This is a genomic window from Micromonospora alfalfae (assembly GCF_022230925.1).
GTDB classification, from domain to species: Bacteria; Actinomycetota; Actinomycetes; order Mycobacteriales; family Micromonosporaceae; genus Micromonospora; species Micromonospora alfalfae.
The window spans coordinates 200,629-223,922 of the sequence record NZ_JAKKFH010000034.1; the positions used below are offsets into that span (position 1 = coordinate 200,629).

Here is a 23,294-nt window from a genome sequence, read left to right on the forward strand (position 1 = left end):
GTCAGCAAGGGGCCCGTCGGCTCAGCCGCGACGGAGCGAGAGCAGTGTCTGCCCGGTGGGGATCACCGTGCTGCCGTCCACCTGGAGCCCGGCCTTCTCGCCCAGTTCGGCGTACTCGCGCCAGGTCCTCGCCTTGCCCGCCATGAGCGAGAGCAGGCGCAGGTCCATCTGGGTGATGAACATCAGCCGGGCCGGATCGTCGGGGAAGTTGTCGTTCTCGTCCTTCACGAGGATCTGCACGATCAGCACCTTCCCGGTGGTGCCGATCGCGTCCGCCGCCCGCTGGAGGATCTTCTCGGCGGCGCTGTCGTTCCAGTCGTGCAGAACGTTCGACAGGATGTAGACGTCGGCGCCGGCCGGGAGCGGGTCGAAGATGCTCCCGCTGACCACCTCGGCGCGGTCGGCGATGCCCGCCGCCTCGAACCGGGCCCGCCCCTGCTCGACGACGCCCGCCAGGTCGACCACTGTGCCGCGCAGGTGCGGCTGGGCCTTGAGGATCTCGGTGAGCAGGGCGCCGGTGCCGCCGCCGACGTCGATGACGTGGTTGACGGTGCTCCAGTCGTAGCCCTGGACGACCTGGTCGAAGTAGCTCGCGTGGGTGGCCATCAGCGCGCCGAACGACGTGGCCCGGTCGGGGTTGGTGGCCAGGTCGTCCCAGAACTCGATGCCGTAACGCACGGGGTACGCCGCGTCGCCGGTGCGGATCGAGTGGGTCAGCGAGCTGAACGTGCCCTCGATCCGGCCGGCCATCGAGTCGACGTCGAGCCAGGGACGTTGGGCGGCGGGGTGGTCGGTCTTGAGGAACTCGGCGGCTTCCGTCAGGGCGTACACCCGCGGCTCGGTTTCCGTGAAGACGCCGCGGACCGAGAGGTAGCGCAGCAGCCGGTGCAGCGCGTCGGGATTGGCCTTCGTCGCCGCGGCGAGCTCGTCGAGCGTGGTGGTGCCCGCGGCGATCAGGTCGGCGAGGCCGAGCGTTGCCGCGGCCCGCACTGCCCACGGCGTGATCGTGTCGGTCAGCGAGTAGAGATTGACCCGATTTTCCGTCATGGCGGCGAGCTTCGACGACGGCGCTCGAGACCGGCTCGAAGCCGCGTCGATCGACCGGTTCTCCAGCCGGGTTCGAGTGGGCGGGCGCAGGCTGCGCCTGTCACGGCCGCCATGCGAAGGGGACACGATGGGCGCCAGCCACCAGGAGCGCGGAGCGATCGAGGTCATTCAGGACCTCATGCAGCAGAAGTGGGTCTACGAGCTGTTCGGCGAGATCGGCGCGCGCCAGGGTGCCTCGGCCGCGCACGTCGAGCAACTGAGGGCGGTCGACGCCGCCGCGCACGTGTTCTGGCCGTTCCAGGCACCACCGTTTCCGGTGATCGCGGCCACCGCCAGCGGATCGACGTTGACCGACATCGACGGCAACGACTACCTCGACTGCCACATGGGATACGGCGCTCAGGCGCTGCACGGGCACAACCCGGCGCCGGTGGTCGACTTCGTCCGCGAGCACCTCGGCAAGGGCACCGGCAACGGCTACACCAACGCGTTGGAGCTGGAGCTGGCGACGCTGCTGCGGGAGATCGTCCCGCACAACGAGAAGTTCGCCTTCCAACACTCGGGCACGGGCGCCACCCAGTCGGCGATCCGGCTCTGCCGTGCCCACACCGGGCGGCGGATGGTCGCCAAGTTCGAGGGCACCCTGCACGGGTCCCACGACCTGGCCGTCCACAACACGGCGCCCTGGTACCACGGGCATCCCGCGGTGCCGTTCCCGGAGATCGGCAAGGACGGCATTCCGCTGGTCTCGGCGTTCGCCGGCGTCACCCCGGCCGAGCCGCGCGACCTGCTGATCCTGCCCAACGACACAACGCTCGCCGTCGAGTTGATCGAACGCCACGCGGGTGAGTTGGCCTGCATCCTGGCCGAGCCGGCCGCCTCGTCGTTCCCGTTCGAGGAGACGACGATCCCGATGATCCGCGAGGTGGCGGTGGCCGCCCGGCGGCTCGGGGTGCCGTTCATCCTCGACGAGGTGCTGACGGGCTTCCGTTCGGGGCTCGGCGGCGCCGCGCAGAAGTTCGACATCCCGACCGACCTGGTCACCTACGGCAAGGTGATCAGCGGGCTCGGGCTGCCGCTGTCGGCGATCGGCGGTCGGGCCGACATCCTCGACATCTCGCAGACCAGTGGGCAGTCCTGGACGGACTTCGGCCAGAAGACCGGCCTGCAGGGCAGCCACACCGGCAACTACCTGTCGGTGGCGGCGTCGCTGGCCACGCTCCAACTGCTCCGCGACAAGGGGCCCGCCTACTACACCGACCTGCGGGCCAAGGTCGACCGGGTCCAGGCGCGGCTGGCCGCGTTCCGGGCGGCCGAGGGGATCCCGCTGCGGATGGTGGGGTTCGGCGACTACATCGGGTGCTTCCAGTTCCTTCCGGAAGACTCCTACACCGACTACCGGGTCTACTCGCGGGCGCTCAACCCGGCGACGTTCATCCTCACGCTGCTGCTGCGCAAGCGCGGCATCTACACGCTCGGGATGCCGATGTTCTTCGCCGGCGGCGCTCACAGCGACGCCGACGTCGACCGGCTGACCGACGCCGTGCTGGAGAGCACGCTGGAGCTTCGCGCCAACGACTTCCCCTTCGACCTGGCGTGGCCGGCGACATCCGCGTGGGGCGCCGGTTCCTCCGAGTGGGGTTCGGGTTCCTCCGACTGGTCGTAGCCACCTCTGCGTCACCGGGCCCGGGTCAGCTGCTGACCCGGGCCCTCCTCATGTGCCGTACAGGTCATACGCAAATAGCCGTACTTGACTAATCGTACGCGGCGGCGTGTAGTCGGAGGGTGGGTCCGCTGTCGACCCCCGTCCGACTTCAGGAGGAACGCGATGACGGAGAGCTGGACCGACGAACGCAGCACCGCCCCACCCAACCCGCGCCGATGGCTGATCCTGGCCGTCATCCTGGCCGGGGCATTCATGATTCTGCTGGCCACGACGATCGTCAATGTGGCTGTCGCGCCGATCCAACGCGACCTCCAGTCGACCTACACGGCCATGGAGTGGGTCATCGCCGGCTACGCGCTCGGCTACGGCCTGTTGCTCATCCCCGCCGGTCGGATCGGCGACCGCTTCGGGCACCGCAAGCTGTTCCTCATCGGCGTCGCGGGGTTCACACTCGCGTCGGCGGCGTCGGCGCTCGCGGACACACCCGGCCAGCTGATCGCGTTCCAGGTGGTGCAGGGCATGATGGCCGGCATCCTCAACCCGCCGGTTCTGGCGCTGATCCAGACCACGTTCCCGGCGAAGGAGACCGGCAAGGCGTACGGGATCTACGGCGCGATCGGCGGCATCGCGACCGCCAGCGGCCCCCTCCTCGGCGGTCTGCTGATCGCGTGGGACCTCAACGGCTGGGACTGGCGGCCGGTGTTCCTGCTCAACGTGCCGATCGGCCTGGCCACGTTCGTCGCCGCGCTGATCCTGGTGCCCGAGTCACGCGGCCGCCGCGGTGGTCTCGACGTGATCGGCATGCTGCTCGTCTCGGCCGCCGTCCTGCTGCTGGCCGTACCCCTGGTCGAGGGTCAGCGCCTGGGTTGGCCGGCATGGACGTTCGTCTCGATGGCAGCGGCGCTGCCCGCGCTGGCCGTCTTCGCGGTGTGGGAGCTGCGCCGCGCCCGACGCGCCCAGGTCCCGCTGGTGAGCATGCGCCTCTTCGCGCACCGCTCCTTCTCCGCCGGCGTCGGCATCAGTCTCTGCTACTTCGCGGGCTTCATCGGCCTGCTCTTCGCGCTCTCGCTGCACCTGCAGATCGGCCTGGAGAAATCCGCCCTGACGACGGGCCTGATCCTGCTGCCGTTCTCGTTCGGCACACTGGTCGGCGCGGCCATCTCCGACAACGTCGCCCGGGCGCTCGGTCGTGGCGTCCTGATGCTCGGCGCGGGCATCGTGATCGTCGGCATGGTGGGCATCATCGCCACGATCCACTGGTGGGGTTCCGGCCTGGAGCTACTGCCTGCCTTGCTCTTCGCCGGCTTCGGCTCGGGCCTGGTGATCGCGCCGAGCGTCGAGATCGTGCTGGCCGGCGTGCCCTGGCAGGACGCGGGCGCGGCCAGCGGTGTGCTCGGCACCGCCCAACGTCTCGGCCAGGCGATCGGCGTCGCGGTGGCCGGCGTTGTCCTCTTCGGAACGCTCGGCTCCTACTCGGGGACGGCCGCCGAGAAGGCGAGCCCGGAGCTCCAGGCATCGCTCGTGGCGGCCGGCCTGCCGCCGGCCGAGGCGAGCGCGGCGACGACCACCTTCGCCGACTGTTTCATCCGCCAGTCGCGCGCGTCGGATCCGACGGCCACGCCGCCGGGCTGCGCGGACTCGGCGCCGGGTCCGGTGGGCGCGGCCTTCGACAACGCCGCCACGTCGGCGCTGGAGACCAACTTCAACCGGGCGGTCCAGTGGACCGTCGGCGCCGTCCTGATCGGCGTGATCCTCACGTTCCTTCTCGTCTACCTGCTGCCCCGCCGGCCCGAAGAGCCCTGGGCCGAGGCGAGCAAGCCCGATTGGAACGTGACCACCCAGCCCGAGCCCGCTCAGTGACATGCCGCCAGCCCCGACCCCGGAAATGCCACCGGGGTCGGGGCTGGCACCGTCAGGAGGTCGTCATCGAGGTCGGTTGGTTGGCCATCAGCTTGGGCAACTGGTCGAGCAGCTCGTCGTGCCAGGCGAGCTCGGTACGGAGTCGGAGCTCGGTATGACGGAAGGTCGTCCACTCCAGACCACGGATGTGCGGTGCCGCCAGCTCTCGGAGCGCGAGCCACGAGTCGAGCTGCTCGGCGAGTGCCTTCCGGCGCGCCACGATGATGGCGCGCAGCGCGTCTTCTCCGAGGTCGATCACGTTCTGGAGGGCCAGGTCGACCGGGTCGTGACGGAGCTTGGTGTCACGCAACGCCTCGTCACGGTGGTCGATCAGCTCGGCCGCGCCCGCCGAGGTGAGCGCGTAGATCGTGCGGGCGGGCCGGTTGCCCTCCTGCTCGGTCCGGACCGCCTCGATGACGCCCTCGACCTGCATTCGGTGCAGCGCGCCGTAGAGCGAGCCCGGTTTGACGTCGCTCCACAGCTCGGTACGGTCGACCTGCGCCGCCCGGCGGATCTGGTGCCCATGCATGGGGCCCCCACGCGCGAGCGCTCCGAGTACGAACAGGCGAGTGCTATTCACGGCATTAGTCCAACACGAGTGCCCGTTTGCGGGCAAGTTACCCAGAGCAATCCTTGACCAGCCCGCTATCCGTGAAACGTCGGATCGCAGAGCCTCGGCAGGACGATCAGCGAGGCCGCTATGGCCCTGTTGACAGCGTCGATCCGGGACACCGCGCCGAGTTTGGCGAAGATGTTGCGCAGGTGGCGTTTGACCGTCGCCTCCGACAGGCAGAGCCGGCCGGCGATCTGGGCGTTGCTCATCGCCTGACCGACCAACTGCAGGACCTCGCGCTCACGGTCCGACAGCGTGCTGTGCACCGGCCCCTGCACCTGGGTCAGGCTCTCCCGCGACACCGCCAGCATCACCGGCGCGTCATCGGCGCGGGCGCTGCGGATCGCCGCCACCAACTCCTGGCGGGTCGAGTTCTTCAGCAGGTAGCCGCAGATGCCAAGGGTCAACAACTCACGCAACAGCGTCGGGCCGTCGAACATGCTGAGGATGATGACCCGGCTCGACGGCGCGACGTCACGGATCCGGCGGACCGTGGTGGTCACCCCGTCGCCGGGGATCTGCACGTCGAGCAGCACGATGTCGGGCTGACGGATTCGGATCTCGTTGATCGCGGCGCCGCTGTCGCCGGCCTCGCCGACGACCACGAGGTCACGCTGGGCGTCGAGGATCTCCCGGAGGCCGTCGCGGACCACCACATGGTCGTCGACAAGCACGATGCGGGTCGGCTCGATCATCGTGACGGTCACCGGCCGGCCTCCGCCCCGACGGCCAGCAGCGGCACGACGAGCTCGACCGAAGCGCCCTGGTGGCCCGACGCGCGCACGGCGAGACGACCGCCGACGACGGCCGCGCGCTCAGCCATCGCCCGCAGGCCGGAGCCGTCGCGCACCGCCGCGAGGTCGAAGCCCACCCCGTCGTCGGCGACGGTCGCCCGCAGCTCGTGCGGGGTGATGTCGATGACCGCGTGGATCACCCGAGCGCCGGCATGGGCCACCGCGTTGCGCAACGCTTCGCGGACGACCAGGAACACCTCGTCGAGCACCTCGGGCGGCACCCACGACTCGTCGCCGTTGATCTCGGTGTGCAGACGGGTCTCGCCCGTCTCGACAGTCGACAGGAAGTTGGCCAGCGCCTCGTCGAGTGACCCGAGCGGCTGAGAGAGCCGAAGGTCGGCGATGAGCACACGCAGATAGCCGACCGCGTCGTGGAGCGACTCCCGGGCGATGACCACCCGGCGGTCCACGTCGTCGTGGCGTCGTTCCTGGGCGAGCTCGTGGGCCTCCAGGTTGCGGTACGCCGCGCTGAGGCTGTGGCCCAGCCGGTCGTGCAGCTCGCGCGCGATCAAGGAACGCTCGGCGATCTGCGCCTGGTGGACCTCGTTCATCAGGCCGGCGGCATAGCGCGAACTCGCGTCGACCAGCCGGGTCAGTGTCGTACGGGTGAGCGCGTCGGCGACCAGCGCCAGGATCGCGCCCTCGTCGGGCTGGCCGGCCAACTGCTCCAGCGCGTCGGCCAACGCGATGTCGGCCAGCGCGACGACAGCGCGAAAGCACTCGCGTGGGTGCAGCTCGACATCCTCGGTGGACACTGCCGGCGGCGGTGTCGACAGCGGGTCGGTCGCCTCACGGCGAATCTCGGCCGCCGTGTCCCGGAGCAGGACCTCGGCCTGCGCCGTGTAGTTGTCGATCAGGCCAGCGGCCCCTTCGAAGTCGTCACTCGCAGCGGCAAGACGTTGACAGTAGGCGGCAAGAATCGGTTGATGCCTGCGTTCGAGAACCTCGGCAGCGGTCCTCCGCAGCGCATCGTTTCCAACAACCATTGCGGATCCCCCGGTGTGTGCCCTATTGCTCCCCAGGTGCGGGCACGAACGGCTCTCCCCAGCGCCGGCTGCCCGCCGTGTCGCCGACTCCCCCCGTCGTGGGCGACAAAAGCACTCAGATCGGATCGGCCTTCTACGAGTTGTCACGGCCGACTACTCGCACGAGTCTACGGTCTCACTGCGCGTCGTTGGAAGCATCGAAGCTTAGCTTTTGGTAGTCACACCAAAACTTAAGGTGAAATCCATATTTGGCCGCGACCAGTTTTCGACGACGCGTCGAGGGGCCTCCCCGACAGTTCACCCGAGACCTCGACCACCAGGAGTGGAGCGACCAATGGTGAGCAGACGCAACGTCATGAAGGCCGGCGCCACCGCGGGAGCAGCCGCGCTGGTCACGACCACCGCGGCGGCAGCAGCCCGCGGGTCCACCCCGTCCGCGACACCGGCCCACGGCGCCCACACCGGCCACGGGAAGACGGCACACGTCGCGGCCGTCACCGCCCCGTTCGCTGTCCGGATGCCGATACCTCCCGTGCAGCAGCCGATCGCCTCGGTAGCCAACACCGACTTCTACGTCGTTTCCACCCGTAAGGCTCAAGTGGAGATCCTGCCCGGGACGCGTACCGAGGTGTTGACCTATGACGGGCTCTTTCCCGGCCCGACGTTCCGGGTAAAGACGGGCCGGCTCGCGGTCATCGCCCACAGCAACCACCTCGACATGCCGACCGCGGTGCACGTGCACGGAGGCCACACACCGTCGAGCAGCGACGGGTTCCCGACCGACGTGCTGGACCCGGGTAAGAGCCGGCTCTACAGCTATCCGAACAAGCAGCGGGCGGCCACGCTCTGGTACCACGACCATGCCCATCACATGGAGGCCGAGCACGTGTTCCGCGGGCTCGCCGGCTTCTACCTGATCGACGACCCAGCCCAGGCCGAACTGCGGCTGCCCAGCGGCAACCACGACATCCCGATCATGTTGCGCGACGCGCGGTTCGCCGATGACGCGAGCCTGGTCTTCGAACAGGACGACTTCCAGTTCCGCAACACGATCCTGGTCAACGGCAAGCCGCAGCCCTACTTCCCGGTGGCCGCCCGCAAGTACCGGCTGCGCTTCGCCAACGCGTCCAACCTCCGCACTTTCACCCTGCGGCTCGGCAACGACGCCGAGGTCGCCCAGATCGCTAGTGACGGCGGGCTGCTCGCCGGGCCGACGCCGATCCGCTCGTGGAGCCTGACGCCCGGCGAGCGGATCGAGATCGTCGTCGACTTCGGCGCGTTCCCGGTCGGCAGCCAGATCTTCCTCGACGACGCGGTGGCCGGGCCGGTGCTGCGCTTCGACGTCAACCGGGCCACCGCCGACACCAGTCGGGTGCCCGACCGGCTGAGCACCATCCCCGCGCTGCCGGCGGCCACGAAGGAGCGGGCGTTCACGCTCAACTTCAACCCGTCGACCGGCCAGTTCCTCATCAACGGGCAGCAGTTCGACGCCGGACGGGTGGACACCGAGATCAAACGCAACACGACCGAGGTGTGGACGGTGACGAACGGCGACACGCTCTTCGGCATCCCGCACAACTTCCACCCCCACCTGGTCCAGTTCCGGGTGCTGGACCGCAACGGTCAGCCGCCGGCGCCGGGCGAGGCCGGGGTGAAGGACACCATCGCGGTGGGACCGGGCGAGACGGTCCGACTCCAGGCGACATTCGGACCGTACCTTGGCCGATATGTCTACCATTGCCACATGATCGACCACTCCGCGAGTGGGATGATGGCACAGATGAAGATCGTTCCCTGACCCCTGAGAAAGGTTCCTTGTGCCCTCGGCAGAGAAGACTGTGCAGATCGGACGGACCCCTGAGGACGTCTTCGCCTTTCTCGCCCGCGGCGAGAACGACGCCCGCTGGCGTCCCAACGTGCTCGATGTCGCGCGCGTCTCCGGCGAGGGGGTCGGCGCTCGCTACAAACAGGGACTCAAGGGCCCCGGTGGGAGCCGCATCCCGGCCGACTACGAGGTGACCGGGTTCGAGCCGGGTCGACGTCTGGCGTTCCAGGCAACCGGCAGCGTGGTACGCACCCAGGGCGAATACACGCTCACCCCGGCCGACGGCGGCGGGACCCGGCTCACGCTGAAGCTGGCGTGGCAGCCGAGCGGGCTGTCGCGCTTCCTCGGCCCGGTCGTCGGCAAGACGTTCGAAGAGGAGATCGCCGCCCTCGACGCCCTTCGCGACCTGCTGGAGAACGAAGCCTGAGCGCAGTGTGAGCCGGTGGCGCTGGCGGCAACCGCCGCCAGTGGACGTCACCGGAGGGCCCGGAGCCAACCGGCTCCGGGCCCTCCTCCTGCCCCGGTCAGGGGCTGGTGCAGGTGACGTTGCTGGGTGCGGTGGCACCGTTGCCGGTGGCCGTGAAACCGAAGGTGGTCGAGGCGTTCGGGCCGACAGTGCCGTTGTAGGCGGCGTTCCTGACTGTGACACTGCCGGTGGTGCCCGTGTTGGTGCCGCTCCAGAGGCTGCTGATGGCCTGACCACTGGCCAGGGTCAGGCCCACGGTCCAGCCGTTCAGGGGTGCTGTGGAGTTGTTGGCCACTGTCACCTCGGCCTGGAAGCCGCCGGGCCAGGTGTTGAGCGTCCGGTAGGTGGCGGCGCAGGTGCCGGGCTCCCCGGTCGGCGGCGGGGTGGTCGGCGGCGGATCGGTGGGCGGCGGATCGGTCGGCGGCGGGGTCGTCGGAGGCGGGGTCGTCGGCGGCGTTGTCGACTCGAACTGGCTGAAGAACCTCCAGATCTCACCCGAGGTCCAGGTCCGCGAGTCGTTGGGGCTGCCCGACCCGTCCACCGGACTGGGGGTGTGATCCCCGTCGAACGCCGCCCACTGCACCGGGTAGCCGGCCCGGCAACCCGAGTAGGCGGTGGTGATGTGGGTGAGGCTGCCCCGGCTCGGCTCGCGCGGGCTCTGCGCGGTGCAGCCGTTGTTGCGCACGAACGTGTCGCGCAGCTGCCGACCCTGGGAGATGTTCAGCACGCTGTCATAGATGCCGTGGATGCCGAAGTAGGCGACCGGCTGCGTGCCCCCGTTGCATCCGCTGAGGTTGGCACCGGAGAGGACGCTGACCGCACGGATGACAGTGGGTCGGGCGCAGGCCACCGCGTAGCTCATGGCCCCGCCGTAGCTCCAGCCCAGGGCGAAGCGCTGGGTGGTGTCGACGCAGAGGTCGTTCTCGATCTGCCGGGAGATGTCGTCGAAGAGGGTCAGGTCCCGACCGTTGGTGTTGGCCCAGCCGGCGTTGAGACCCTGTGGGGCGACGAAGATCGTGCTGTTGTTCGACAGCGGCTGGAGCCCGTAGTAGCCGGCCGACGTGACGTTGTTGGCCGAGCCGTTCAACCAGTGGAAGCCGAAGATCAGCCGGTAGGGGCGGTTCCGGTCGTATCCGTCCGGGATCCGCAGGTTGTACGTACGACTCTGGCCGCTGCTCTGAATCGTCCGCGTCCCGCTGGCGAGTGTGGGGGCCTTGCCGCAGCCGGCGGTCGCCGCGAGGGTGCCGTTGGTGGCGGCCACCGCCGTCGCACCGAAGCCGCCGCTCAACGCGCCGCCGGTGGTGGCCGCGAGGAGAAGCGCCGCGGCCGCGATGGATGGGAGGAAGAACCTACGTCTCAGCATTGTTTGGGCTCCTTGCCGTTCGGCGACGATCAGTGGTCGCCTGGCATCGACGGGGGCCCGGACTGGTCACCGACCGGGAAGGCGGCGGGAGGGACGGGGCCCTCGGCGCCTCTTCTCCGACTGGCTCGGGTGACCGGGAGCGTGCCCTTCACTCCCGGGTGAAAGATAGCATGTTATCGATAACACACCGAGTCGGCCGAGCCTCCCGGGCTCACGTCCCGAGCGGCCGGGCCGCCCACTCGGCGGCCACTTTGTGCAGGTCACCGGTGCGGAAATGCGGGGGCTCGTGCAGCAGGAAGTCACGGTGGCTGATGTTCCAGGCGTACGCCCCGGCCATGGCGAAGGCCAGCACGTCGCCCACGCCGATCGGCCCCGCGGTGGCCGAGAAGGACAGCACGTCCTTCGGGGTGCAGAGCTGCCCGACCACTGTGACCGGCCCGCCGTCGGTACGGGGGCCGCCGACACCCTGTCGCGGGTGCACCGTGAACGGCTGCGCGTGCCCCTTCGCCGCCGGGGTCCGCAGGTGGTGCGTCCCGCCGGCCACCACCACGAACCACTCGCCGTAGGAGCGCTTCACGTCGACGACCTCGGTGAGGTACGCCCCGCAGTAGGCGGTGACCGACCGGCCCGGCTCGATGCGCAGCCGCACGCCCGGGTGCCTGTCGAGGACGTCCGCCAGGGCCTGGCCGTAGCCGTCCCAGTCGAACCGCGCGTCCGGATCGGTGTAGTCGACTGTCATGCCGCCGCCGACGTCGACCTCCGCCGCGTCGACAGCGGCCGCAGCCCAGCCGACCACGGCGGCAGCGACAGTTGCGGCGAGCGGTGCGTCCAGCCCGCTGGCGAGGTGCGCGTGGATCCCGCGTACGTCGATGCCGGCGGGCGGGCGGCGGGCGCACGCGACCGCGTCGGCCGGGTCCATGCCGAACGGGCTGGGTCCGCCGCCCATGACCAGGCTCGCGCCCGGTGCGTCGACCGGCAGGTTCACCCGCAGCAGCACCTGGGCCGACCGGCCCGCCGCGGTGGCCAGCGCGCCGAGTCGCACCAGCTCGGTGGGTGACTCGACGTGGATGCGGTGCACCCCGGCGGCGAGAGCGGCGGCGAGGTCCGCATCGGTCTTGCCCGGCCCTGCGTACGCGGCCGGCGCCCGTCCCGGCAGCACCTCGGCCAGCCTGCGCAGCTCTCCCCGGCTGGCGGCCTCGAACCCGTCGACGATCGGGGCGAGGGTTCGCAGCACACCGGCGTCCGGGTTGGCCTTGACCGCGTAGAGCAGCTCGACCGGCTGGGGCAGCGCCGCCCGGATGGCTCGGGCCTGCCCGGCCAGCGCGTCGAGGTCGTGGACGTAGATCGGTCGGGTCATCGTGGCTCACCCATCGGGTTCGGCACCGGCACGAACGGTGCTGCCCGGTCGGCGTCGCGCCGCCAGCGGACCAGCAGGTTCGCCTTGGCCAGCAGCGGCTCTCCGGTCAGCAGCGCGCGCAGCTCCGCCGGGTCACCGAGGTCGGCGGCCACCGCCTCGACGACGGCGCGCAGCTCCTGCCACAGCCGCCGTTCGATTCCCGGCCGCGCGTCGGCGAGGGCCCCGCTGATCCCACCGAGGTGGTTGACGAACAGGCAGTAGACGATCCGGCGGTGGGCGGCCCGGGGACCGTAGCGGACCTGGGCGGGGACGCCGTCCGGCCAGGTGCCCCACCGATCGGCGTCCAGCTTCACCCCCTCCAGGTCGCGCAGCAGCATGCGTACCGGAAGGTGATCACGGTCGAGCACGACGACCACGTTCTGCAGGTGCGCCTCGTGCACCACGCCGTGGCTGAGCCAGCTGCGCAGCACCGCCGGCACCAGCAGACCGACGTACGCGCGCCACCAGGCCACCGGATCCGGTGTCACCAGCGGTGTTGCGGCCAGCGCCGCCGCCAGCACCGGGGTGTCGCCCTGACGCAGGTGCGGGCGCAGCCCGCCGCGCAGGATCGTGCCGTACGCCTCGTCCGGGCCGGGGACGTCGACAGTGCGGTAGGCGGGCTCGGCGAGCAGCCCCACCCCGTCCGGCAGCGGCACCCGGGCCAGCAGGTCGGTCAGCGCCACCGCGCCGGTGAGTTCGTAACGGGCGTTCTTGCGCAGGCAGTTGGTGATCCGCACGTGCAGGCTGGTCTTCACGAACAGGTCGGCCTCGGGGGCGTAGAGGGTACGGACGCTCGCCGTGGGTCGTACCGGCACACCGGCCGCCCCCAGGTTGCGCAGCCGGGGGTGGGTGGGCGGAATCAGCGACAGCTGCCAGGGGTGCACCGGTAGGACGCGGTGCCCGCGCGGGGGCCGTGGCGGGTCGAGGGCGGCCACCAGTGGATCGAACGGCCCGGCGTCGGCGATCAGGTCGTCCGGTACGGCCAGCCAGTGCAGCCGGAACGCGGTGCGCAGCTCCGGCGCGTACGCCCGCCAACTGTCCGGGTCACCGCTGCGCCACTTCGGGGTGGGGTGGTGCGGGTGGCCGAAGACCAGCGACTGCTCGGAGTCGACGTACGCGTCGATGGCGGGCTCACCGGTGGGGGTCGGATCCTCGGCCGGCCGGTCGGCCAGCAGCCGGGCCACTGTGTCCCGGCTGGACCTGACCTGCTCGGCGAACTCGTCGTTCACCAGGCCGGTACGGGTGGTGAGTTCCGCGGCGACCAGGGCGGCCAACCCGTCCGCGTCCAGGTCTTCCCACCGCCCACTGCCGGACCTGCGTTGGACCGGGCCGGTGTAGCGGTGCGCGCCGAGCGGCGAGGTTCGCGCGACCTCGCAGCGCACTGTGACGTCGAGGTGCCGCAGCAGCAGCCGTACGGTGCCGTCGACCACTGTCGGGGTGTCGTCGGCCGGGGCCAGCTCGCGCAGCAGGCAGCCGAAGACGGCGTGGGCTGCGGCCAGGTCGGCGCGCTGACCGGTGTCGCTGGCCGGCCGGGAGCGCAACTGGGCGCTCGTCATCGTGTCTCCCGCAGGTAGTTCGGGCCGGTACGCAGGTAGTACTTGTTGATGTCGGCGCAGCCGAGCCGCTGTTTGGGCAGCAGGGTGCCGGCGGTGAGCATCGCCTTGATGGGCAGCTCGGTGGCGTGCAGGACCCGCTCGGTGAAGATCCGCACCGCCGGTCCGTCGCCCCAGCGGTCGCGGGCGGCGGCGAGCCGGGGCACCAGCGCCTCGGCGGGTGTCGGCACGGGCAGTCCTCGGGCGGCCAGGGCGACCAGGGGCGCGGCGGCGGCCAGGTGCAGGGTGATGGTGATGAACACGTCGGCCAACTCGTGCGGGTCGCGCGCCCACATCCGGTCGTCGTGCAGGGCGAGCCCGTTCGTGCCGCCGTGCCGCCTGTCGAGCCGGGCGCCGTCGTTGTCCTTGTAGAGCAGGCCGACAGTGCCGTCCGAGTGCACCAGCAGGTGGATGTTCTGCGGGTGCGCCTCCAGTGCGATTCCGTGGCGTAGCCAGAGGAAGACGTGCCAATCGAGCAGCAGGTCCAGGTAGGACTCCAGCAGCGCGACGGGCCGCTGCGGGCTGATCCGTTCGAGGACCGTGCCCGCCACCGGGTCGGCGGCGGCGAGGGCCGCTACCGGCACCACCTGCACGCCGGCCAGGTCGCGCGGAAATCGGCGCAGCAGGAAACCGCGGCGCTCGTCGCCGTCGACGTGCGCCCAGGTGCTCTCGTCGGCGTGCCGGATCCGACCGGCGAAGCTGGGTTCGGCGGTGGCGGTCCGGTCGAGCAGTCCGGCGACGGTCGCGCCGTCGGCGAGCGAGCCCGGTTGCAGCGTGCGTCGGTTGCGCGCGCCGAGACTCGCGGTCGGCAGCGGCAGTTTGAGGTGCAGGTACGGGTCGTGGTCGAGCGCCACAGTCCGCATGGAGAGGGTGGGTCGCACCGGGGTCACCGGCAGGTCGAGCACCGGGAGCGCGTCGCGGGCCACTGTGATCGGATGCGCCGGCAGCAGCAGCTGACCCGGTCGCGGCGCGCTCGGCCACCACGCTGGCAGCTCGCCAGCGAGTCGGACGTCGTCGACCGGGGCGGCGTACCAGCGCAGCGCGAAACGTGGGGCATGCTCCGGGGCGTACCGGAGCAGTTCGTCGTCGCGCAGACCGTGCCGGCACCGGTCGGTGGGGTAGACGGGGTGGCCGTGGTGGGCGGCGAGCACGTCATCCAGGAGGGCCGCCGGCAGGCCGGTCGGGGCGAGCGCGCGTTCGGCCGCCACCTCGGTGAGCACCAGTGCCCGATCGCGTGCGGCGAGCCGTCGGGCCCGCAGGTCGGCGCGGCACTCGACGCCGAGGTCGCGCCAGCCGGCCTCGGCCTCGGCGTTGTCGTGCGGGGCGAGCAGCGTCAACAGTCCGTCCAGCGTCTCCGTACGCCGCACGTCGCCAGCGCGGGTCACCAGCAGCACCATCGGCGCGGCGCTGCGGACTGCCTGCTGGAACCCGTCGGCGCGGATCGGAATGCGCAGCAGGCCAGCGGGGTGTGGCACCTGCCACCAGTCGGGCCCGTCCGGTCGGCCGGCGCTGCTCAGACCGAGGTGATCCTCGCGCAGCAGGGCGTCGAGCACCCGCGCGAAGACTTCCCGCTCACAGTCGTCGCTCACTCGACGATGGTCCACTGGAGGCCGTTGCGGAGGGCGGCCAGCGCCTGCCGGACGGTGCCCTCGTCGGGGCCGATTCCGTGCAGCACGGCGAGGTAGTCACGGTTCGTGCCGGTGTGCTCGGCGGTGCGGCCCACCTCGCGCAGCGGACGGCAGCCCAGCCGGACGTCGCCGTGGACGGTGTCGAGTGGGCCCGGTGCGGCGACGAGACGGCCGGACCGGTCCGCACAGACGTACTCGACCCGGGCGTGGCGGTCGACAGTGTCGGGCAGGCCGAGGGCGGCCAGCGGCTCGCCGAGGTGCAGCCGGATGACGTACTCGAACAACGGCACACCGAGCAGTTCGGCGAGGATCAGGTCCATCCGGTCGCCGATGAGGCGGTAGTTCACCTCGATCAGCCGGACCCGGCCGTCGGAGATGACGTACTCGGTGTGGCAGGCGCCGAAGCCGACTCCGAGCGCGTCGAGCCGCGTCCGCAGCTGGATGCGCGCACGCTCCGCCGGGGGCGACCAGGCGAGGCTCTCCTCGGTGAAGGTCGGCGGCGGGCCGAGGCCGGTGCGCCATCCGCCCAGGGAGGCCAGCTCGGTGCCGTCGCCCAGGGTCTCGAAGGTCCGCAGCTCGCCGGCGAGGTACTCCTCGACCACCAGCGCCACGTCCGGCCGCCGGCCACGGATCTCGGCGACCCGGGCGACCAGCTCGGCGTGGTCGGTCACCAGGTACGCGTCCTCGCTGGCCACCCCCTCGCGGGGTTTGACCACCGCCGGGAACATCCCGGTCGGCACGTCCGGCGTGACGCCGGGGTCGATGGTGCCGGTGCGTACCAGATCGAGGCCCGCGGCGGCGATAGCCCGGCGGGCCGCGGCCTTGTCCTTGCAGAGGCGGGCGGCGTCCGGGTCCTTGCCGGGCAGGCCGAGCTTTCGGGCGGCGATCGCTGTGGCCTCCTGGAGGTGGTCGCTGTTGGACAGTAGCGCCACCGCGCGGTCGGGTGCCGCCGCCGCGACCACAGCGGCCGGGTCGCGGACCGCGCAGCGCGCCACCCGCACGTCCGCCGGCCATTCGGCCGGCCGGTCGGTCAGCACCGTGGCCGACAGCCCGAGTGACGCCGCCGCCGGGAGGAACCCGTCCAGGACGGCGTCGGTGGGGTTGAGCGCGGTGATGTACAGCCGCATACCGCCTCCGTCGACTACCACGATGTGACTATTAGGGTAGCCTATCCTTATTATGCGGTTTTAGCGTGATCCGCCCGGTGCAGCAATCCGGCGGCAACCAGTCCACCGATCAACACAGCAGCCGCGCCCACCAACTGCCCCGTCTCCAGCGCCGAGGCGAAGGCGACAGTGACGGCCTCCCGTTCGGCCCCTTCACCTGCGGCGGCGAGAGCCGCCGGAAACGACCCGGCGCCCGCCAGGGCCGCCGGCAGCAGCGCCGCGAACCGGGCGTTCAACACGGCACCCAGCACCGCGATGCCGAGGCTGCTGCCGACCTCGGTCATGGTGCCGTCGACGCCCGCGCCCGCGCCGGCCTTCGCCGCCGGGATCGCGCTCATCACCGCCTCGACGATGGCCGGATTGGCCAACGCGCAACCGACACCCATGACGAGCAACCCGACAAGCAGCACCCCGTACCCGTCGGACGGAACGAGGGTGACCAGCGCGAGACCGGCCGCGAGAAGCGTCATGCCAACGGCGATGGCGACAGCCAGGCCGAGCCGACGGATCACACTCGCGACGACGCCACTGACGTTGAGCAGCACGATGGACAGCGCGAAGGGCGCCATCCGCAGACCGGCCTCCCAGGCGGGGTAACCCCTGACGAACTGGAGATGCTGGGTGAGCAGGAAGAGCGCGCCGGTGGCACCGAACGTGATCAGCACGACGCCGGAGATCGCACCGACGAAGCGCCGGTCCCGGAAGAAGCGCATGTCCAACATCGGGTGCGCGATCCGTCGCTCCCACCGCACGAAGATCCCGAGCAGGAGTACGCCGACAGCCCCCGCGCCGGTCACCTCGGTCGACGCCCACCCGCGCTCCGGCCCGGCGATGATCGCCCAGACGACCGCTGCCAGGCCGGCGGTGGAGAGCACGGCGCCGAGCACATCGAGTCGGCCGCCGGCCGTCCCGCGGGACTCGGGAACCAGCGCGCGACCGACGAGCAGGCAGACCAGCACGATCGGCACGTTCATCAGGAAGATCGCGCCCCACGGCAGATGCGCGAGGATCGTGCCGCCGATCGGTGGCCCGATGGCGAAGCCCAACGCGCTGGTGGCGGCCCAGATGCCGATCGCCCGGGACCGCTCGGCGGCGTCGAAGACCTGCATCGCCACGGCGAGCGTCGCGGTGACCAGCAGCGCGCCACCGACGCCCATCCCGGCCCGTGCGGCGATCAACTGCCCGCTGGTGCTGGCCAGACCGGCGGCCAGCGAGCCCACCCCGAACAGGGCCAGCCCGGCGAGCAGCATCCGACGGCGGCCGTACCGGTCGGCGGCGCTACCGGCGGTGAGCAGCAACCCGGACAGCACCAACGCGTACGCGTTGATCATCCACTGCACCTCGGCGGTGCTGGCACCCAACTCGGTGGTGAGCACCGGCACCGCCACGGTCAGCACCGTGTTGTCCAACACCACCACCAGTTGCGCGACGCACAGCACGGCCAGGATGAGCCATCGCTGTGGCAGTAGTGCCGATGTCGCTGTGTCGGTGGCCGGCTGGACGCTGGTCACGCCACCGCCTTGACGCCGTCCAGCGCCTGCGGATCGGTGGGCTGCCCGGCCGCCGTTTCGACGGCGGGGCCCTGCCGGTGCGGGAATCGCCGCTGGTGGGAGAGGCCGAGGACGACCCCGGCGGCCACCAGCACGATGGCTGCGACCGCTACCGCCGGATAGCCGACCCGGTCGGCCGCCGCGAGACCGATGGACGCCGCCACGAACGAGCAGACCAGGCCGAACGACGACAGCACTGTGAAGTCGGTGCCGCCGGTGTCGGGCCGGGAGTAGTCCATGTTGACCGTGTAGAGCACGACGTTGGCGATGGTGTAGGCCACCATGAAGCAGCAGAGCGCGGCGACCGTCCCGCCCAGCGGAGCGCGGCCGTTCATCAGCGGCAGCAGCAGCAACGTCGACACCGTGAGCGCCACGCCGCCGACCACGAGCACTCCACCGCGCCCGAACCGCCCGATCCCGAGCCCGGCGACCAGGCCCGCCACGATGGCCGGAGCGCTGGTCACCACGCCGGTGACGACGCCGATCCGACCCAGCGACCATCCGGCGTCGACAAGCGCCGGGGTGACCAGGGCGTACGCCATTCCCGCGCCGACGTAGACCAGTGGCACCACACCGAAGGTCCACCACCGGCAGCCCGGCTGGCCGAACACCGACAGCAACGCCCGGTACGCCGCGCCGACCCGTTCCACCCGATCGGTACGAGGAGGCTCCCGGAACCGCCACACCACAAGCAGGCCGACAGCCGTCATCCCGGCCAGCAGGCCGATCGCCGGCACCCAGCCGAACTGGTCGTAGACCAGGACGCAGGCGCCACCGCCGAGCAGGTTGCCGAGGTAGCTCGCGGCGACCTGGATGCCGTTGCCGGTCCCCCGGGCCGAGTCGGCCAGCATCCGGACCGCGACGGCGTCCACTGCGATGTCCTGGGTGGCCGAGAAGAAGACGTACGCGGCGCAGATCGCGATGATCGGGCCGAGCGCGTCGGCCGGCCTGGCGAACGGCACCAGCGCCAGCAGGGCGAGCACCAGGGCGGTCTGGAGCACGAGCAGCCAGGACCGGTAGTGGCCGCGGTGCTTCGAACCGTACCGGTCGAGGATCGGCGCCCAGAGGAACTTGATGGGCCAGATCAGGCCGACGATCTGCAACAGCGCCAGCGTGTCCAGCGAGGTGCCGCCGTCGCGCAGGATGGCGGTGAGCCCGACGGTGATGAAGCCGACGCCGAGGTACTGGGTGACGTAGAGCGCGGTAAGGGTGCCGAGCCGGCCCTTCATGCCGCTTTCCAGTAGCCGAGGGAGGTCAACCGGTCCTTGTCGACGCCCAGCGTCTTGCGGAGGTGTCGGGTGATGCCCCGGGTGGTGGCCGCCTCGCAGGCCACCCAGTAGTGGCCCGCGTCGCTGGTCGACAGGGCCGCGCAGACCGTGTCGACGAGGTGCTGACCCGCGTCGCGCCGGGGCACCCAGGTGACGTCGTGGTGCGCCCGGGCCCGCAGCGCGAGTGCCTTCTCGCCCTCGTGGGCGTACTCCAGCCAGATCGTCGCCGGGATGTCGGCACCGGCGTCGAGCAGGCTGTTCACCGCGGGCAGCGAGGCCGCGTCGCCGACCAGGTAGAGGTGCTCGGGCGCGGGGTCGGGCAGCTCGAAGGCGCTGCCCTGCACTGTCGCGCTGATGGTGTCGCCGACAGTGGCGGTGGTGGCCCAGCGGGCCGCGCACCCGTCGTGGATGGCGAATTCGAGTGTGAATCGGCCGGTGGCCGGGTCCGGGTCGACCAGCGTGTACGCGCGCTGGTGGGCCCGGCCGTCGTTGTCGAACCACAGCCGGATCCACATCGTGGGGTGCACCCCACACGTCTCCAGCAGGCCGCCCCCGTCCAGGAGGAGACGCTGGTAGTGCCCGTCGATTGACTCGGTGCTCAGGACGGTCAACCGAAAGTCCCGCCCTCCCATGGCCTTGAGGACCAGGGCCTCCCAGTTCCGTTTCACGCACCCCTCCAGGTAAGGTCATCCTTGGTTAGGGGAGGTTAACCTAAGTTGCGCCCCGGATGGAACAGAGGACAGCGCCCGATGACGTACCAGGAGAAGATCGCCGGTCTCGGCGAGCTGTCGTTGGTGACAGTGGACCCGGACCGGGACGCCGCACTCCTGCACGAATGGGTGACCCTGCCCCGCAACTCCTTCTGGGGCATGGGTTCGCACACTCTCGAAGAGGTCCGCGAGACATACGCCTTTGTGGACGGCCTCCCCACGCACCACGCGTACCTGATCACCGTCGACGGGGAGCCGGTCGGCCTCTTCCAGAGCTATCAGCCCGAGGCGGACCCGGTCGGCGAGCGCTACCCGGTCCAGCCCGGCGACGTGGGGATGCACCTGCTGCTCAGCCCCGACCGACGCCTCGCCCGCAGCCTCACCAACGCGGCCGGCCCGGCCGTCGCCCGCTTCCTGTTCCGCGACCCGGCCGCCCAGCGGATCGTGGTGGAGCCGGACGTCCGCAACCACCTCGCCCTGCGTCGGCTGGAGATCGAGGGCTTCACCTTCGACTCGGAGATCGACATGCCGGACAAGCGGGCCCAACTCGCGTTCCTGACCCGCGCCCGGTTCGCGGAGAGGCACCCGACGCCGGCCTGACCACCACGCGACCGGCACCGGCGCGACCGTGCCGCGCTGCGGGTCCGGTGCGCTCAGCCGCCCGGTGCGGCTGTGGGCGCGCCGGGCCGGTTGTCCAGCATGTTCAGCTCGGCGGCCCGCGCCTGCTGGATCCGGCCGGCGAGCGCCTTCACCTCCGGGCTTCCCCCGGCGGTCTGCTCGCCCCGGCACAGCACCACTGTCTGCGCGAGGTGCGCCCGGATCAGGCCAGTCGCCCGGGACGACACCTCCGCGTCGGACGTGGCACGTAGCTCGGCGAGGCTGGCCTCGGTGACCATGCCGGGCATCTGATGCCCCTCGTGGATGTTCAGCTCCGGCGTGTTGCCCACGGCCAACAGCCCACGCAGGTCCCGCAACTCCGCCTGATGGGCCTTCCGGACCTCGCCGAGAAGGGTCCGCAGCGACGGATCCGCCGGACGGGTGTCGAGCTGATCGATCAGCGCGAGCGCGCCCTCGTTCATCGGGATCAGCAGTTGGATGAAGGCGTCGTCGGTGCCGTTGAGTGCCACCGGCACGGCCGGCACCGCGGCGGCTGACGACGCTGCCACCGACGACGCTGCTGGTGCCTGGTTGGTGCGACCCCAGCCCTGGCTGAGCCCGACGGCCACCGCCGTGGCGACCACTGTCGCGACGACGCCGACCAGCCGCCCGGCAGGTACGCGAGGCCCTCTGCGCTCCGCCATGCCCTGTTCGTCCATCAGTTCGCCAGTGCTCACCGGGCGGCTTGGAACGCGCGGCCGACCATTGTCGCGCCGGTCCCGTCGCTGAACAACCCGGACCGGTCCTTGTCCGTGGCGGGTAGCCCGAACCAGGCGTAACGCTGGAGGTAGGGGAGTTGACCGAGCATGGCGGTGGCCGCCGTGAGGAAGGCCGCCTGCTGCTGCTGACCGGGAAACTGCGAACCGCCCCCGGCGAAGCGGATCAGCGCGAACTCGGTCAACCAGATCGGTTTCCGGTACCGCTGGTAGACGGCCTGGAGGTACTGCCGGAGTTGAGCCACAGCGGTGGCGGTCGTGAAGTCGGCGCCGAACCAGTGCAGCGCGATGAAGTCCACCCGGTGGCCGCGGGCCTCTGCGCCGGTCATGAACCTGTCCAGCCAACCCTGCGGGTCCGGCCCGCCCCAGGCGACCGCCGGGCTGCCCAGTTTGCTGCCCGTCGCCATCAGCTGCGGCCACAGGTCCAACGCCTGCTCGACCGTCATGTTCGCCTGCTCGGGCAGGTCCGGCTCGTTGAAGGTGAGCAGGTACGGCCCGGCGGCCCTGGCCCGCGCCAGCTCCGCCGCGGTGACGTTCTCCGCGCTGCGGATCATCGGCACGAACGTCGCACCACGCGGGGTGCTGATCCCCGCGTGCTGGGTGCCCCAGGTGTAGTACCAGCTGGCCCTGGAGTTCGCCAACGCCTGACTCGCTCCGGCGAAGTTCCACACCCCGACGCCCTTGCGGGCGGAGCTGACCGCCGGCGCGACCGGAGCTTTCGACGAGGGCCGTGCGCTCGGTGAGGGCGCGACGCTCGGGGTGGCGACGGCGGTGGGCGCGGCAGACGGCGGCGCCGCCCACGAGGGCGCGGACGGATCGTCCGGCAGGATCACCACAGCCATGGTGATGGCCAGGACGGCGGCGGCCACACCGGCGGCGAGGGACGGCACGAGGCCACGGGGCCGGTTCACCGCGAGGTCGACGACGCTCGGGCCGCCGCCCGCATCGGCGGACACCGCGCCGGGTGGGGTCGGCCCGGCGGCGGGTCCGGCCGCCGGGGCCGGGGGTACGACGGCCTGCGCGGCGGCGGGGGCCGCCGCGCCCGGCAGGTGGGCGCCGAGACCCGCCGGGAGCGGCAGCAGCGGCATACCGGCCAGCAGCCGGTCGATCGGCAGGAGGGTGGTTCCCAGCCGTCCGCAGAACGCGCAGTCGCGGACGTGTCGAGCCAGTCGCTTGCGCCACAGCGAGCTGGGCGTGCCGTCCCACTCGGCGGTCACGGCGCCCAGGTCCGGGCAGCCAGGGCGGGCGCGGAGCGCGCGGACGACGCCACGGGCGCTCTGGATCTGCTCCTTCATCCGGTGGATCCGCACCGCGACGTGCCCGGGTGACAACCCGAGCGCGTCGGCGACCTCGTTGCGGGTGATCTCGCCGGTCTCCTCCAGCCACCACAGCGAGAGCAGTTCCTGGTCGTCCGGGTCGAGCCAGCGGGTCGCCTCGGCCACCTCGCGTCGTTGGTCGGTGAGGCCGAGCCGGAGGATGGTCATCCCCGCGAAGTCGGAGGCCGGGTCGGGCACGTTGTGGATCGCGTCCAGCCCGGCGTCGCGGTTGAGCGCGACGCGGCGACGCGTCTCCCAGTCACGCACCTGGCGGATGGCGATCGCCACCAGCCAGGACCGGTATGCCGCCGGGTCGTTGAGCGCGGGCAGGTACCGGATCACCCGTACCAACGTCTCCTGGACCACGTCGTCGACGTCGGCGTGCCCGCGCAGCGCACGCCCGACGATGTTGTAGACCAGCGGGAGCGAGGCCGCGACGACGTCGTCGAGAGCGCGCTGGTCACCCTGCCGGGCCGCGACGACCAACCCGACATCGGGCAGTGCTCGACCGGCTGACGACATGGGTCCACTCCTTGGGTGCTCATCCGCGCGGCAGCCACGCTGGGTGTGCTGACCGCCCTCAAGATCGGAGACTCGCGGCAGCGGGTGGGATTACAGAATTCCTGGGCGGCCGGT

The 23,294-nt window shown here is 71.1% G+C and carries 19 protein-coding genes; 5 read left to right on the forward strand and 14 right to left on the reverse strand.

Features of this window, described 5'->3' with window-relative positions:
• Window positions 1-21: 21 nt before the first annotated feature.
• On the reverse strand, window positions 22-1,047 hold the full coding sequence (locus MED01_RS26610; protein WP_238671256.1) for a methyltransferase: 1,026 nt from the start codon (window positions 1,045-1,047) through the stop codon (window positions 22-24).
• A gap of 127 nt (window positions 1,048-1,174) precedes the next feature.
• Here MED01_RS26610 and MED01_RS26615 point away from each other — a divergent pair, with 127 nt between their 5' ends.
• The gene (locus MED01_RS26615; protein ID WP_238671257.1) at window positions 1,175-2,713 is read left to right on the forward strand and encodes an aminotransferase class III-fold pyridoxal phosphate-dependent enzyme; all 1,539 of its coding nucleotides are present in this window, start codon (window positions 1,175-1,177) and stop codon (window positions 2,711-2,713) included.
• 162 nt (window positions 2,714-2,875) lie between these two features.
• Complete coding sequence (locus tag MED01_RS26620; protein WP_238671258.1) at window positions 2,876-4,573, forward strand: MFS transporter; 1,698 nt, start codon at window positions 2,876-2,878, stop codon at window positions 4,571-4,573.
• A gap of 52 nt (window positions 4,574-4,625) precedes the next feature.
• On the opposite strand, the gene MED01_RS26625 is transcribed toward MED01_RS26620, so the two are convergent.
• The 3 genes from MED01_RS26625 to MED01_RS26635 all read right to left on the reverse strand — a co-directional run bounded on the left by MED01_RS26625 (window position 4,626) and on the right by MED01_RS26635 (window position 7,005).
• Entirely contained in the window at window positions 4,626-5,192 is a 567-nt protein-coding gene (locus tag MED01_RS26625; RefSeq protein ID WP_112581719.1) for a PadR family transcriptional regulator, read from the reverse strand.
• A 65-nt stretch (window positions 5,193-5,257) separates the two neighbouring features.
• Window positions 5,258-5,932 (reverse strand): response regulator, encoded by a 675-nt coding sequence (locus MED01_RS26630; protein WP_238671259.1) that lies wholly within the window; start codon window positions 5,930-5,932, stop codon window positions 5,258-5,260.
• Window positions 5,929-7,005, reverse strand: a complete 1,077-nt coding sequence (locus tag MED01_RS26635; protein ID WP_238671260.1) for a sensor histidine kinase — start codon at window positions 7,003-7,005, stop codon at window positions 5,929-5,931. Before MED01_RS26635 ends, MED01_RS26630 begins: the two co-directional genes overlap by 4 nt.
• 334 nt (window positions 7,006-7,339) lie before the next feature.
• Between MED01_RS26635 and MED01_RS26640 the strand changes: the two genes are divergently transcribed.
• Window positions 7,340-8,803 carry a multicopper oxidase family protein gene (locus MED01_RS26640; protein WP_238671261.1) on the forward strand — a complete coding sequence of 488 codons (1,464 nt, stop codon included), beginning with the start codon at window positions 7,340-7,342 and terminating at the stop codon, window positions 8,801-8,803.
• A 19-nt stretch (window positions 8,804-8,822) separates the two neighbouring features.
• Window positions 8,823-9,257, forward strand: a complete 435-nt coding sequence (locus tag MED01_RS26645; protein ID WP_238671262.1) for an SRPBCC family protein — start codon at window positions 8,823-8,825, stop codon at window positions 9,255-9,257.
• Between the two features lie 97 nt (window positions 9,258-9,354).
• Here MED01_RS26645 and MED01_RS26650 read toward each other — a convergent pair whose 3' ends face one another.
• From MED01_RS26650 to MED01_RS26685, 8 genes are all read right to left on the reverse strand, one after another.
• Window positions 9,355-10,659 (reverse strand): CE1 family esterase, encoded by a 1,305-nt coding sequence (locus MED01_RS26650; RefSeq protein WP_238671263.1) that lies wholly within the window; start codon window positions 10,657-10,659, stop codon window positions 9,355-9,357.
• 211 nt (window positions 10,660-10,870) lie between these two features.
• The gene (locus tag MED01_RS26655; protein WP_238671264.1) at window positions 10,871-12,016 is read right to left on the reverse strand and encodes an alanine racemase; all 1,146 of its coding nucleotides are present in this window, start codon (window positions 12,014-12,016) and stop codon (window positions 10,871-10,873) included.
• A complete protein-coding gene (locus tag MED01_RS26660) occupies window positions 12,013-13,611 on the reverse strand; it encodes an IucA/IucC family protein (protein WP_238671265.1) in 1,599 nt (532 codons plus the stop codon). The genes MED01_RS26655 and MED01_RS26660 overlap by 4 nt, the downstream gene beginning before the upstream one ends.
• Complete coding sequence (locus tag MED01_RS26665) at window positions 13,608-15,236, reverse strand: IucA/IucC family protein (RefSeq protein WP_238671266.1); 1,629 nt, start codon at window positions 15,234-15,236, stop codon at window positions 13,608-13,610. Before MED01_RS26665 ends, MED01_RS26660 begins: the two co-directional genes overlap by 4 nt.
• A complete protein-coding gene (locus MED01_RS26670) occupies window positions 15,233-16,402 on the reverse strand; it encodes an ATP-grasp domain-containing protein (protein WP_238671267.1) in 1,170 nt (389 codons plus the stop codon). Before MED01_RS26670 ends, MED01_RS26665 begins: the two co-directional genes overlap by 4 nt.
• Window positions 16,403-16,452: 50 nt before the next feature.
• On the reverse strand, window positions 16,453-17,952 hold the full coding sequence (locus MED01_RS26675; protein ID WP_238671268.1) for an MFS transporter: 1,500 nt from the start codon (window positions 17,950-17,952) through the stop codon (window positions 16,453-16,455).
• The gene (locus tag MED01_RS26680) at window positions 17,949-19,220 is read right to left on the reverse strand and encodes an MFS transporter (protein ID WP_238671269.1); all 1,272 of its coding nucleotides are present in this window, start codon (window positions 19,218-19,220) and stop codon (window positions 17,949-17,951) included. Before MED01_RS26680 ends, MED01_RS26675 begins: the two co-directional genes overlap by 4 nt.
• Window positions 19,217-19,927: a siderophore-interacting protein gene (locus MED01_RS26685; RefSeq protein ID WP_238671270.1), complete on the reverse strand. Its 711-nt coding sequence runs from the start codon at window positions 19,925-19,927 to the stop codon at window positions 19,217-19,219. Before MED01_RS26685 ends, MED01_RS26680 begins: the two co-directional genes overlap by 4 nt.
• Window positions 19,928-20,008: 81 nt before the next feature.
• Between MED01_RS26685 and MED01_RS26690 the strand changes: the two genes are divergently transcribed.
• Window positions 20,009-20,569, forward strand: a complete 561-nt coding sequence (locus tag MED01_RS26690; protein ID WP_238671271.1) for a GNAT family N-acetyltransferase — start codon at window positions 20,009-20,011, stop codon at window positions 20,567-20,569.
• Window positions 20,570-20,622: 53 nt separating this feature from the next.
• Here the strand turns inward: MED01_RS26690 and MED01_RS26695 are convergent, their stop codons facing one another.
• Window positions 20,623-21,303, reverse strand: a complete 681-nt coding sequence (locus MED01_RS26695; RefSeq protein ID WP_238671272.1) for a DUF305 domain-containing protein — start codon at window positions 21,301-21,303, stop codon at window positions 20,623-20,625.
• Window positions 21,300-23,180 (reverse strand): sigma-70 family RNA polymerase sigma factor, encoded by a 1,881-nt coding sequence (locus tag MED01_RS26700; protein WP_238671273.1) that lies wholly within the window; start codon window positions 23,178-23,180, stop codon window positions 21,300-21,302. The genes MED01_RS26695 and MED01_RS26700 overlap by 4 nt, the downstream gene beginning before the upstream one ends.
• Window positions 23,181-23,294 lie beyond the last annotated feature (114 nt).